Below are 12,586 nucleotides of genomic sequence, written 5' to 3' on the forward strand. Positions count from 1 at the left end.
CGTGTGCCCGATGCAACAGGTCAATGCGGCGGCGCGCCGTCGCCCTGCGACCGCCGCTCGCTCGACAGGCGCGGCGTGACGGATCCCGGGGCTGGCAGCGCATTGTCTTCCAGACGCATCATTGTGATGGTCCGATAGGCGTCGAACACCAAGGTGAAGGCTTGCGCATAATCCCGCGCCGCCAGCGCGCGCGCCGCGGCGGCGACCACGGGCGCACATTGTTCGAGACCGGGGCAGTCTTCCGCGTGGGCGTCGAGATAAGCGGTGAGCCGCCGCAAACTGTCCGCGCCGAGGTCGCTGACCAGCGCCACCGCCGCCAGCGTCTCCACCGAGGCGTGGCCGAACAGCCCGAGGGCGCCGACCTGCGGCGAGCGGGTCTGGATGCGATCGAGAATCGGCACAATGTCCTGCAGCACCGCCGTCAATTCGCGCAAATCCTCGTGCGGACGCTCCATCTGACGCGGCGGCTGCTGTTGTGCGCCGGACTCGGTATTTGGACGAGGCATTTTGATGCTCCTTTCGACAGGGGACGCAACGGATGGGACGGGGCCTCAAGGCCCCGCCCCCGCCGGTCAGAACGGACGTTGTTGTCCGGTTGACTGCGAAACCGCCTCGGCGACCTGCCGCGCAATCTCCTGAATGTCCTGCTGCGACACTTGAGCCCCTTGGCGCTGCTGATGCGCGTTCTGCTGCCAGCCCGTCTGCTGGAAGGGATTTTGCTGCCCGGCGCCATAGGCGCCGAGACCGAACGTTCCCTGGCCGCCCCAGCCCTGCTGGCCCCACCCCTGCTGTCCGGAGAAACCGCCTTGTTGCGTGGATTGCAGGACGGCCGGGAGGATCTGCCGCACGATCTCGTTCACCTCATGGTGCGACAAGGTGCGCTGCTGGCCGCCGAATCCGCCGCCAAACGCCGCCATCGGCTGGAACTGACTCTGTTGCGCCTGGGCGATGAGCTGCGGCAGAACCGGCGCGATCTGTTGCAGGATGGCGCTGACGTCCATCGGGCTGAGCTGACGCTGTTGCCCCCATCCGCTTTGGCCGAACCCGCTCTGGCCGTACATGCCCTGTCCGTAACCGCCTTGGCCGAAGCCGCCATAAGCGCCCTGCCCAAGGCCGGGCTGCCCAAGATTTCCCTGCCCGAATGTCCCCTGCCCGAAACCCTGCGGGCTCTGCTGCTGCGCCAAGGCCTGCACGAGGCTCTGCAGAATTTGGGGGTTTTGGAACAGGGGATTTTGCTGCGAGTGTTCGGAATGCATCATGACGATCTTTCCTCTTTCTCTCGACGCCGCGAGGGCGGGGCGATTGAACTAGGGGCGGAAAGTGTTCGAAACTTGATTGCCACGCTTGATGCGGAATCACGTTTTTTTGTGAGTTTCCAACGCGTTTTTGCTTGATGAACGCGTGACGCGCTCACTCCCGCCGCGCCCGGTCGGCGTTGACAGCGCCGCCAATCTCCGCATCGACCCGCGCGCCCGAAATGTCCATTTCGTCGGTTCGGGCGCCGGCGAAAACGGCGCCGCGCAGATCGGCGCCCGAGGCGTCGGCGCGAAACAGATCGGCGCCGGAAAAATCGGCGTGGCTCAGAGTGGCGAATTGCAGGTCGACGCGGGAAAAATCGGCGCGGATCGCCTTGGCGCCGGAGAGATCGGCCGAGCGCATCACCGCATGCATCAGCCCCATGGATTGGTTGCGCATATCGGCCGAGGCGTCGGCGCCGGAGAAATCGGCGCCCCGAAAACTGGCGTTGGAAAAATCCCCGGCAAGCCGTGCGCGCAAAAAATCGGCGCGGTCAAAAATGGCCCCCATCGCCTGGGTCGCGAACATTTTGGCGCCGCTCAAATCGGCGCCGGTCAAATCGGCCTTCAGCAGCCAGGCTTGATCGAGCGTCGCGCCCGCGAGTTTTGTCCCGCGCAGCCGGGCGTGATTGAGCCGCGCCGCCCGCAGATTGGCGCCGGACAGGTCAAGGCCGGAGAGATCGAGCCCGTTCAAACTGGTGTCGGAGAGATCAACGGGGCCCCCTTGCGCAATTTTCGCCTCAACCTGGGCGCGAGAAAATTCGGCGGCGGTGAAGGCGGGGGTCGAAAGGTCCACGCCCGACATCATGCCCTGCGCCGCCGCGACGCCGGGAAGCAGCAGGCTCAGCGCGACCAGCCGGACAAAGCGCAAGACCGCCTCCCCTCAGGGCTGGGGCGTCATCCGCAGATATGGCTTGATCTTGTCAAAACCCCGGGGAAAGCGGCTGCGCGCCTCTTCGTCCGAAATGCTGTTCTGGATGATCACGTCGTCGCCGGGCTTCCAGTCGGCCGGCGTCGCCACCTTATGCGCGTCGCTGAGCTGCAAGGCGTCGATGGCGCGCAAAATCTCGGGAAAATTGCGGCCGACCGCCATCGGATAGATCATCACCAGTCGAATCTTCTTGTCGGGATCGATGACAAAGACATTTCGAACCGTCTGGTTGTCGGCGGGCGAGCGTTTTGAGGGATCGCCGGAAATTGCCGCGGGCAGCATGTCGTAGAGCTTGGCGACGGAAAAATCGGCGTCGGCGAGGATGGGAAAATCGGGCCGGACCCCTTGGGTCTCCTCGATGTCGCGCGCCCAGCGCTCGTGATCGCCGAGCGGATCGACGGACAGCCCGATCACCTTGACGCCGCGCCGGGCGAATTCTTGCGAAAATTTGCCGACGGCCCCGAGTTCGGTCGTGCAGACGGGAGTAAAATCCTTGGGATGCGAGAACAGCACGACCCAGGACGCGCCGGCCCATTGATGAAAATGAATCGGCCCTTGGGTGGAGTTTTGGCGAAAATCCGGCGCGATCTCGTTGATGTGCAGAGCCATGGACGCCTCCTCGCCTCCATCTGGCGGCGGAAAAAGCGTTTTTCCATGCCGGCGCATCCAGGCGGCGATCAAGATTTGGTGAGGCCCGCCGGGCCGCCGACGCCAGAAAAACCAAACCCTGAACAAGCATAAGCGTCCGCTTAACCCTTTATTAAGACTTCAGAACAATACAATCATGGGTTGCATGTTCGGACGCCGCCCGGGGCGCCCCGGAATCGCCGGCGCGGCGGGCGCCGACCCGGGGCTGGACGATGAGCATCGCGCCCGCCGCGCTTCGGTGAATTGCGCGCCCGACGAGCACAGCGCGACAATGACTCTTGTTTCTAACCTTTCGAACGCCAGGATCGCGGCGCTTTCCACCGCAACCATCGCCAGCCTGACCACCGACGATGTCGCGAGCCTGACGACCAGCCAGGCCTCCGCCCTGACGCGCGCGCAGATGGCGGCTTTCGGAACCCAGCAGATCGCGGCTTTCTCCGCGCCGCAGATCAGCGCCGTCTCGATCGCGGCGATCACCGGACTGACGGCCGCGCAGACCAAGGCCCTGACCACCGATGAGGTCGCGGGCCTGAAAAGCGCGCAGATCGCGGCGCTGTCCATCGCCGAGATCGGCGCCTTGAGCACGGAACAGACCGCCGCGCTCGGAACCTCCCAGATTCAAGCGCTTTCGATCGGTCAGATCCGCGCGATGAGCACGGACGACATCGCCGCGCTCTCCACCGCCCAGGTCGCGGCGCTCGGCGCCAGCGTGGTGTCCGCGCTGACCTCGGCGCAGGTCGTCGCGCTTGGCTCCGCGGGCGTCGCCGCCTTGAGCACGCGGCAGACAGCTGCGCTCAACATGGCCCAAACCTCCGCCATGACCTCGGATCAGGTCCACGCGCTGGGAGCCGCCCAGCTCGCCGCCATGGGCGCCGCGCAGATCGCCTATCTGGGCTCCGCCAATATCGCCCAGCTGTCGACCGACCAGATCGCCGCCCTGTCGACGGCGGCCATCGCCCGTCTGAGCGCGGACGAAATCGCCGGGCTGAGCACCGACCAGACGAGCGCGCTCGGCGCCGCGCAATGGACGGCGCTGACGCCGACGCAATTGCGCTCGCTGTCCACCGCCTCGGTCGCGCTGCTGTCGACGGCCAGCGTCGCCAGCTTTTCGGTCGCCAAGATCGCCGCGATGACCACCGCGCAGATCGTCGCCCTGACCACCGCACAGGCGGCGGCCTTGGGCTCCGCGCAGGTCGCGGCGCTCTCGGCGGCGCAGGTCCGGGCCCTGTCCACAGCCGATATCTCGCTGCTGTCGTCCTCGGATGTCGCCGGCCTCGCCGCGGTCAAATTTTCCGCCATGAGCACGGCGCAGATCGCCGCGCTCTCCACCGATGTCATCGCCGCCCTGAGCAACAGCCAGATCGCCGGGCTCACCGCGGCGCAGATGGCCGCGCTGAGCACCGACCAGGCCGCCGCCTTCACCTCCTCGCAGGCGCAAGCGCTTTCGGCCTTCCAGATGCGGGCGATGAACACCGCCGACCTCGCGACCTTCTCGACCGCGGAGATCGCGGCCTTGAGCGCGAGCGCCGTCGCGGCGCTCAATTCCGCCCAGATCGCCAGCCTCGGCTCGGACGATGTCGCGGCCCTGACCACGCGCCAGGCGGCGGCGCTCACCGCCGCCCAGCTCGCGGCCATGACCACGAGCGAGGCGCAGGCGCTCGGGACCGCGCAGCTTCACGCCCTCAGCGGCGCCCAGGTCGCCGCGCTCGGCTCGGCGAACATCGCCGTGCTGCAGACCGCGCAGATCGCCGCGCTGTCCACCGCCGCCATTCCCCGACTGAGCGCAGCGGAAATCGCCGCGCTCAGCACCGATCAGGCGATGGCGCTCGGCTCGGCGCAATTTGCGGCGCTCACGCCGGCGCAGATCGGCGCGCTGCGCACGGAGACCGTGGCGCTGCTTTCGACCGCGCAGATCGCCGGCCTGTCCGCCGCCAAAGTCGCGGCGCTGACCACGGCCCAGGTCGTCGCCTTGACCACGGATCAGACGGTGGCGCTCAGCTCCGCGCAGGTCGGGTCGCTCTCGGCGGCGCAAGTCCGCGCCCTCGAGACCGCCGATGTCGCGCTGCTGTCCTCCGCGCAATTCGCAGGCCTCGCCGCCTCGAGAATGACCGCCCTGTCGACCGCGCAGATCGTGGCGCTGACCACGGATGTGATCGCCGCGCTCAGCACCCGCCAGGCGGCCGCCCTCGGCACGACGCAGATCGCCGCGCTGACCACGGGCGAGACGCAAGCGCTGGGCACGGCGCAGCTGAATGCGTTCGGCGGCGCGCAGGCCGCGGCGCTGGGCACGGCGCAAATCTCCGTGCTGCTCGCCGGTCAGGTCGCCGCCCTGTCCAACGCCGCCATCGCCGGGCTGACCACCGCCCAGGTCGACGCGCTGAACCCGGACCAGACCCTGGCGCTCGGAACCTCCCAGATTCATGCGCTGAGCGCGGCCCAGGCCGCGGCGCTGGGCTCGGATTCGCTTGCGCTGCTGCAAACCGCCCAGATCGCCGCCCTGTCCAATACGGCCATGGTCGGGCTGACCACCAGCCAGGTCGCCGCGCTGACCCTCGATCAGGCCATGGCGCTCGGCTCCACCCAGCTGGCGGCGCTGACGACGACGCAGATCGGCGCCATCGGCACGGAAGCCGTCGCCTTCCTGTCGAGCGGGCAGGTCGCCGGCCTGTCCGCCGCCAAGGTCGCGGCGCTGACCACGGCCCAGGTCGCCGCCCTCAACCTCGATGTCGTCGCCTCGCTCAACAACGGCCAGACGGCGGCGCTCACCACCGACCAGATCGCCGCGCTGACCCTGAACGAGGCGCAGGCTTTGGGCACCAGCCAGGTCCATGCGCTGAGCTCGGCGCAAGCCGGCGCCCTCAGCTCCGGCGCCCTCGCCGCGCTCCAGCCCGACCGGATCGCCGCTCTGTCCAATGCGGCGATCTCCGGCCTGACCACGGCGCAAATCGCCGCCTTGACCGCGGACCAAACCGCCGCGCTCGCCGCGACGCAGGTCGCCGCGCTGGCGACGGCGCAAGTCGCCGCGCTCGGCGCCGCCGACATCGCCAGCCTGTCCTCCGCGCAATTCTCGGCGCTCGCGACCGCCACCATCGCCCTCCTCTCCACCACGCAGGTCGCCGCGCTGAACCTGGAGGTGGTCGCCGCTTTGACCAGCGCGCAGACCGCCGCCCTCACCGCAACGCAAATCGCGGCGATGACCGCCGACCAGAACGCGGCGCTCAACGACAGCCAGCGCTCCGCGCTGCTGGCGACGCAAATCAACGGCATGTCGACCGCCGAGGTCGCCGCGCTCTCCAATGCGCAGATCGCGCTGCTGAGCACGAGCAGCATCGCCGCGCTCGGAACCGACCAGATCGCCGCGCTGGGCGCGAGCAATATCGCCGCGCTGAGCGCCGATCAGGTCGCGGCGCTCACCACGCGCCAGCTCGCCGCGCTGACCACGGACGAGGCGCATGCGCTCAGCGCCGAACAGATTGGCGTCCTCAACGCGGCCCAGGCCGCGGCCCTCGGCTCGGCCGCCATCGCCGTCATGGGCACGGTTCAGATCGCGGCGCTGTCGACCGCGGCCGTCTCCGGCCTGACCAATGCTCAGGTCGCGGCGCTGACCACCGACCAGACCGCCGCCCTCACCTTCGACCAGCTTCAGGCGCTGTCGCCGTCGGCGATCGGCGCGATGAGCACGGCCGACATCGCGACGCTGTCGTCGTGGCAGATCCAGTCGCTGTCCTCCGCCGATGTCGGGGCGCTGGCCGCGGGGCAGATCGGCGTGCTGAACAGCGACCAGGCCGCCGCGCTGAGCACCAGCCAGGTTTCGGCGTTGGGCTGGTGGCAATTGCCGCATTTCTCAGCCTCGGCGCTGGGCGCGCTGTCAGACACGCAGGTCAGCGCGCTGTCGCTGAGCGCCATTGTCGGCCTGAAGAGCAGTCAGGTCGCCGCGCTGACGACGCTTCAGGTTTCAGGCCTTGGCGCCGGCCAGATCGGCGCCATGTCCTCCGCCGAGATCGCGGCGCTGACCACGGCGCAGGCGGCCGTGCTCACGCCCGATCAGGCGGCGGCGCTGACCTCGAGCCAGATCGGCGCGATGTCGACGGCGAGTTTCGACGCCTTGAGCGCGTCCGACCTCGCGGCGATTTCGGCCCAGGCGGTCCCCGGCCTGACCACGGCCGAACTCGCGGGCCTCAGCACCGAACAGGCCTTGGCCTTCACCGCCACCCAGCTGCAAGCGATGAGCAGCGCGCAAGCGGCGATCGTGATGGCGGCTTACGGCGACGTCTGATTTGTCGACCGCTCCGCAAATCGCGCGGGCGCGAAGCGCCGGTCGCTGATCTCGGCGATGAATTTCAGCCGGATCGCCCGGCTGAAATCCTCATAACCCTTCGCCGGGAGAATGAAGGCGCCGGGTCCGCCGATGACATTCTTGCGGTACCAGGAGTCGAGCGTCACCGGATCGGTGGGCAGTTCGCGCGGCTGAAACGGCCGGCCAGGGGCGCGATAGGCCCCCGCCCCGACCGGCGCGGCGGGATCGCCCTCGTTCACCGGCAAGCCATTGATGGTCATGCCGGTCGCGAGCAGGGCGTTGCGCATCTCGGCCGTGGCGGCGTCGCCGTCGCAATTGTCAACGCCGTCGCCGGACACATCCATGACCAGTTTTCCCGCGCGCAGCGGCAGGTCGGGAAGCGTCTCCTCCAAAACATGTTTCATCATTTCGGCGACACAGGTGAATTCGCCCGCCGGCCTCTGCAGCCGTCGGATTCGCGCGGCGACCTCCGCCGCATCGGCCCGCGAACCGATCACAATCCAGGGAACGCCCTCCCGCGCCCGATCCGACCATTGCACGAGGGTGAAGGCGATTCGCTTGTGCGGGCCGCCGAGAATCGCGGCGAGCACGCCGGAATCCTCGAGCGCCTTGGCCACGCCGTCCATCTGAAGGGCGAAGCGCCTGTCGTCCACGGAGCCCGAGACATCCACGGACACGATCAGCGCGACGTCGACCGCCTCGGCGGCGCGCGCGGGACCGGCCGCGAACAGCATGAACAGCAGACGAATTATGATTGGCCATGCGCGCAAAGGCGGCTCCCCTCGAGACGCGCGCAGTCTTGAACGCCGCGCCAGGCCTCGCAATTGTGCTAAGGAACACGCGCCGCAGATGCGGCGTCTTGCCTTGTCCTGCGCGTTCGGGTTAACGCTTTGTTCATCACCCTGAACCGGCCGGGCGGATGACGAGACCTGTTTTCATCGCGGCGCTGGCCGGTCTCTGCCTTGGCGGCCTCGCCGGGTGCGAGTCCTATAGTGCGCGCCCGCTGACCCTCACCGCCGTCGCGCCAAGCCCGGCGGAGCTGCAAAAAGGCGGCCGCCTCAGTTTTGCCGACCTCGACCGGCTGGTTCTGGAGCACAATCCCGATCTGCGCGCCGCCCGCGCAAGACTGGGCGTCGCCCACGCGCAGCTTGCGCAGGCGGGCGCGCTGCCCAATCCGCAGCTCAGCGTGTCCGCGCCCTTTTTCGTCGGCGGCGGCGATGGCGTGAACGGTTACGGCCTCGGCCTGTCGCAAGACCTCAAATCCCTGGTGCTGCGTCCCGCGAAAATCGAGGCCGCTGCCAATGCGGCGGCGGAGCTCGACGCCGCCCTGTGCTGGCGGGAATGGCAGACGATCGGCGCCGCGCGCCGTCTCTTCGTCGACCTCGCGCTGGGCGAACGCGCGCAAGCCCTGATTTCGCGCACGCGCAAACTTGTGGAGGCGCGTTTCGCCCGCGCCAGCGCGGCGATGAACCAGGGCAACGCCCCCTCCGCCCTGCTCTCACCTGACCTGAGGGCGGCGGCGGAAGCGCAAAAACTCGAAAACGAACTTTTGCGCGCGCAACTTGCCCGCCGCCACCAGCTGAACGCGCTGCTGGGCCGCGCCCCCGACGCGCCGCTGTCGCCGGCGGGCGCCGCCGCGCCGCCGCTGAACGCCGCGCGCGTGCGCGACGCCTTGCAAAATCTGGCGGAGCGGCGGCCCGACCTGATCGCGCTGCGCTACGGCTACCAATCGCAGGATGCGCGCCTGCGCCAGGCCGTGCTCGCGCAATTCCCGAATGTGACCTTTGGACTCGCGGGCGGGCGCGACAATAACGGCCTGTTCACCATCGGCCCGCAAGCGACGCTGGAGCTGCCGATTTTCGATCGCAACGAGGCGGCGATCGCCCGGGAAAGCGCGACGCGCGACGCGCTGCGGCAGGAATTCGAGGCGCGGCTGGCCGCGACCACGAACGAAATCACCGCCCTGCTGTCGGAGCAGGCGCTGGCCGAACGCCAGCTCGCCGGCCTCAAGGGCCGACTGCGCGCAGCGCGGGCCTTCGCCGCGCAAGCCGAGGCCGCCCACGGCAAAAATCTGCTCGACGATCGCTCCTGGCAGGAAACGCAGCTCACCTTGTTCACATTGGAGCGCGAAGCGCTGGAGCTGGAGCAGACCCTGCTGGACGGGCAGGCCGCGCTGGCGACGCTTGTCGGCGACGGCCTGCCGCGGATCTCCATCGACCCCGCTGTTGAAGCGCCACGCGACAGCGCGCTATAGGTTCGAAAACTCAGGGAGCGGATTTGCAGACGCAGGCGAAGACGAAGGGACGCATCGTCGTCATTGTCCTGTGCGTCGCGGGGCTCGCCGCCGCCTATCTGTTCACGCGGGAGCGCACGCCCCCCGCGCCAAAAGCCGAAGCGAAAGTTGAAGCGCCCCCCGCCCCGCCAGCCGGCGTCGCCGCCGTGGTCATCGTCGATGACGACGACCAGGAGCGCGGCGGCATTGTCGCGGAGCCGCCCGCCGAGACGACCGACCAGCCGCAGGCGCGCGCCTACGGCCTGATCAAGCCGCTGGACGGGTTCACGAGCCTGTTCAACGCCATCGGCGCGGCGCAACAGCAGGTCAGAACGGCGGAGATCAAGTTTGACGCGGCGCGCGCCGCCGCGACGCGCGCCCGCGACCTGCAAAAGGTCATGCCATCGGCGGCCTCCCAGGCCGAGATTGCCGAAGCCGCGCTCAGGATCGAAGGCGCCGCGGTCGAGACGGCAAGGGAGCAGCTCCGAGCGTTGCGAACCCAAGCCATTCAGGATTGGGGCGCCCAATTGGGCGAGGCTTTGGCGACGCAATCCACGCTGGCCGAAGAGCTCGCCCTGCGCAAGTCCATGCTCGTGCAGCTCACCCTTCCCGCCGACCTGCCGCCGCCGCCGCGCGCGACCCTGAGTCTTTCCGGCGGCGAACCTGTCGAGGCGCGCCTGCTCTCGCCGGCGACCCAGGCGGAGTCTCGGCTCGCCGGCCCCAGCTTTTTCTACCTCATGCCGACGCAACCCGCCGCCCTGACCGGCGCCTCCGTGGTCGCCGCGATGCCGAAAGGCCCGCCGCGCCAAGCCGTCGCGATCAAAGCCGCCTCCGTGGTCTGGCAGGCGGGAAAACCGTGGATTTACGTCAAAGCCGGCGCCGACCGCTTCGAGCGACGAGGTCTGGGCGACGAGGCGACGCCCACCGCCGACGGCGGCTACGCGGTCCCTTCCTGGCCCAAGGGCCAGGCGCTGGTGGTCGTGGGCGCGCAAGCGCTGCTGACCGAGGAGACCAAAGCCAAACGCGCCGACGAGGACGACGACTGAGCGGCCTCACCACATCGTGACCGCGACGCGGCCGATTCCGCCTTGTCTCGAGGACCCGCGCGGGCAAGATTTCGTTCAGGCCCGGGCGGGGCCTTGATTCAGCCCCATCGCGGATGAGGTGGAACATGGGCGGTCTGTCAAAAAGCGTGGTCTCGATTGCTGGCGCGTTTTTTTCCATGAGCGCGCTTGTCGTCATGAGCGCGCCGGCCAGCGCGACGAATTTCTGGGAAGATTTGTTCGGCTTTCCGCCGTCGCGAACCGACGGGGCCGGGGCGAGCGCGCCCTATCGCGCGGCCCCGCCGCGCCGCGCCAAGGCGGCCAAGGCGTCATCAGGCTTCACCATCCGCAACCACGTCAGAGTCGTCGTCAGTCACGGCGACGCGATCGCCACGGATTATCTGAAAAGCGCTGAATTCACGCAGCTTTTCAACTCGACAGCGCCGGGCGCCACCAAGGAGGCGCTCACCTATCTGCTGAAGCACGACCCCACCCTGCAACCGGGTGACGCGGTGGTGACCCGCGCGGGCGTGGTGGTGCTCGACGCCGACCAGCGGAAATTCGCGCCGGCGTCCAAGACCTTCGACAAGAGCCTGCGCGAACGCTTGCTCGCCTTCAGCGCGCCGAAGGCGTCGCCGCTGGAGCGGACGGCGGTTCAGACCGCCTCGGACGAGACGCAGGCGCCGCTGGCCTTCAGCATCAGGGTCTCGGACGGCCAGCCCATTCGCTATGTCGGCGGCCTCTAGAACAGGCTGCTAAACGAGTCCCTTCCGATGGCCAGGGTTCGATGCTTCGACAGGCTCGGCCGCTTGCGCGCCATGAGGGATTTTCTTCATATAAAATAATCGAGTAGCCCTCGCCCTGAGGAGCCCGCCATGGCGGTCGTCTCGAAGAGCGGGGGCGGGCCACGGGTTTTCAGCAGTCTGCCGTGGAACGTCCGCCCTGCGCAAAGTTTGAGCCCGTGTCACGAACGGGCTCATAATCTATCCGACTCACTGTCACGCGAAGTCGGGCTGCTCGCCGCTTTCCGCGCGCTCCGGCAAGACGCCGGGCATTTCGTCGCGCAAGAGTTTCAGCGCTTCCATGATGTGATCGAGCGCGCGCAGGGTCGCGACTTCATCGCCGGCGCCGAGCGAAAGCTCCATCTGAGCAAACAAGAGATTGATTTCGATCAATTCAGTCACGTTAGGGTCATCGCTGTTGCTCACCGGCAGCCCCTTCAATCTCGTGAAGCTTAAGTTTGCCACGAAACCAAGGCCTGCCCAAGTGAAATGCGCGCAAGAGGTTCATCCGCAAGAACAAATCCACGAGAATTGCGGATCAAACCATTGGTCCTTCGACCTTAATTGATCCACATCAAATAGACGCGCCGCCAAGGCGCGCGGACTCTCGCCGCGGTCTCGCAGAGTTTTTCCTTTGATTCTGATTCGGCAAAGACCCACTCTTAGCGGAACGCCGCCAGGGGGCGGTGAAAACGGAATGTCCAGAATGGCCGCCAGCCCCGAAAACATCGCCTTCGATCTCCCCGCGCCGGATTTTTGCCTGCCCGGCGTCGATGGCCGCACTTACACCTTCGCCGATGTCGCGGGCGAAAAGGGAACGGTGATCGTTTTCATCTGCAACCATTGCCCCTATGTGCTCGCCATCATCGACCGCCTCGCCGCCGACGCGCGCACGCTGAGGGCGGAAGGCGTCGGCTTCGCCGCGATCTGCGCCAATGATGCGGCGACCTATCCCGACGATTCCTTCCCCAACATGAAACGCTTCGCGGAAAGGCACGCCCTGCCCTTCCCCTATCTCCATGACGAAACGCAAGCCGTGGCGCGCGCCTATGACGCGGTCTGCACCCCGGATTTTTTCGGCTATGGCGCGGACCGGAAACTCAAATACCGCGGCCGCCTCGACGAGGGCCGCACCAGCCCGCCGCCCGCTGGCGCGCGGCGCGAGCTGGTCGAGGCGATGCGGGCGATCTCTGGAAACAACAAGGTCCCGCCGGATCAGACGCCGTCCATCGGCTGTTCGATAAAATGGAAGCCAAACAAAGGCTAAACGCCTCCCATCGCCATGATGTGGAAACATGGCTTCCCTCAGCGGAAGCTA

Annotated in this window: 12 protein-coding genes; 6 read left to right on the top strand and 6 right to left on the bottom strand. The window is 67.7% G+C overall.

All coding sequences use genetic code 11. The features are described from left to right. Positions 1 to 20: 20 nt before the first annotated feature. Complete coding sequence (locus tag M2320_RS18850) at positions 21 to 506, bottom strand: hypothetical protein (protein WP_264598605.1); 486 nt, start codon at positions 504 to 506, stop codon at positions 21 to 23. A 66-nt stretch (positions 507 to 572) separates the two neighbouring features. After that, the gene (locus tag M2320_RS18855) at positions 573 to 1,061 is read right to left on the bottom strand and encodes a hypothetical protein (protein WP_264598606.1); all 489 of its coding nucleotides are present in this window, start codon (positions 1,059 to 1,061) and stop codon (positions 573 to 575) included. Between the two features lie 18 nt (positions 1,062 to 1,079). On the opposite strand from M2320_RS18855, the gene M2320_RS18860 reads away from it, so the two are divergent. Continuing rightward, entirely contained in the window at positions 1,080 to 1,394 is a 315-nt protein-coding gene (locus M2320_RS18860) for a hypothetical protein (RefSeq protein ID WP_264598607.1), read from the top strand. A gap of 16 nt (positions 1,395 to 1,410) precedes the next feature. Here the strand turns inward: M2320_RS18860 and M2320_RS18865 are convergent, their stop codons facing one another. Together M2320_RS18865 and M2320_RS18870 are read right to left on the bottom strand one after the other, a co-directional pair. Further along, a complete protein-coding gene (locus M2320_RS18865) occupies positions 1,411 to 2,166 on the bottom strand; it encodes a pentapeptide repeat-containing protein (protein WP_264598608.1) in 756 nt (251 codons plus the stop codon). Positions 2,167 to 2,178: 12 nt separating this feature from the next. Then, positions 2,179 to 2,835 (bottom strand): peroxiredoxin, encoded by a 657-nt coding sequence (locus M2320_RS18870; RefSeq protein WP_264598609.1) that lies wholly within the window; start codon positions 2,833 to 2,835, stop codon positions 2,179 to 2,181. Positions 2,836 to 3,145: 310 nt separating this feature from the next. Between M2320_RS18870 and M2320_RS18875 the strand changes: the two genes are divergently transcribed. Continuing rightward, complete coding sequence (locus tag M2320_RS18875) at positions 3,146 to 7,150, top strand: beta strand repeat-containing protein (protein WP_264598610.1); 4,005 nt, start codon at positions 3,146 to 3,148, stop codon at positions 7,148 to 7,150. Here M2320_RS18875 and M2320_RS18880 read toward each other — a convergent pair. Beyond that, positions 7,135 to 7,941 carry a DUF1194 domain-containing protein gene (locus M2320_RS18880; RefSeq protein WP_264598611.1) on the bottom strand — a complete coding sequence of 269 codons (807 nt, stop codon included), beginning with the start codon at positions 7,939 to 7,941 and terminating at the stop codon, positions 7,135 to 7,137. The two genes, M2320_RS18875 and M2320_RS18880, sit on opposite strands and share 16 nt — an antisense overlap. A gap of 149 nt (positions 7,942 to 8,090) precedes the next feature. Between M2320_RS18880 and M2320_RS18885 the strand changes: the two genes are divergently transcribed. From M2320_RS18885 to M2320_RS18895, 3 genes are all read left to right on the top strand, one after another. Continuing rightward, the gene (locus M2320_RS18885; RefSeq protein ID WP_264598612.1) at positions 8,091 to 9,425 is read left to right on the top strand and encodes a TolC family protein; all 1,335 of its coding nucleotides are present in this window, start codon (positions 8,091 to 8,093) and stop codon (positions 9,423 to 9,425) included. Positions 9,426 to 9,448: 23 nt separating this feature from the next. Beyond that, complete coding sequence (locus tag M2320_RS18890; protein WP_264598613.1) at positions 9,449 to 10,489, top strand: hypothetical protein; 1,041 nt, start codon at positions 9,449 to 9,451, stop codon at positions 10,487 to 10,489. Positions 10,490 to 10,665: 176 nt separating this feature from the next. Continuing rightward, a complete protein-coding gene (locus M2320_RS18895; RefSeq protein WP_264598614.1) occupies positions 10,666 to 11,232 on the top strand; it encodes a hypothetical protein in 567 nt (188 codons plus the stop codon). Positions 11,233 to 11,484: 252 nt separating this feature from the next. Here M2320_RS18895 and M2320_RS18900 read toward each other — a convergent pair whose 3' ends face one another. After that, entirely contained in the window at positions 11,485 to 11,709 is a 225-nt protein-coding gene (locus tag M2320_RS18900; protein ID WP_264598615.1) for a hypothetical protein, read from the bottom strand. A gap of 265 nt (positions 11,710 to 11,974) precedes the next feature. On the opposite strand from M2320_RS18900, the gene M2320_RS18905 reads away from it, so the two are divergent. Continuing rightward, complete coding sequence (locus M2320_RS18905; protein WP_264598616.1) at positions 11,975 to 12,535, top strand: thioredoxin family protein; 561 nt, start codon at positions 11,975 to 11,977, stop codon at positions 12,533 to 12,535. Positions 12,536 to 12,586: the final 51 nt, after the last annotated feature.

This window comes from Rhodoblastus acidophilus (assembly GCF_025961575.1).
GTDB lineage: Bacteria > Pseudomonadota > Alphaproteobacteria > Rhizobiales > Beijerinckiaceae > Rhodoblastus > Rhodoblastus acidophilus_C.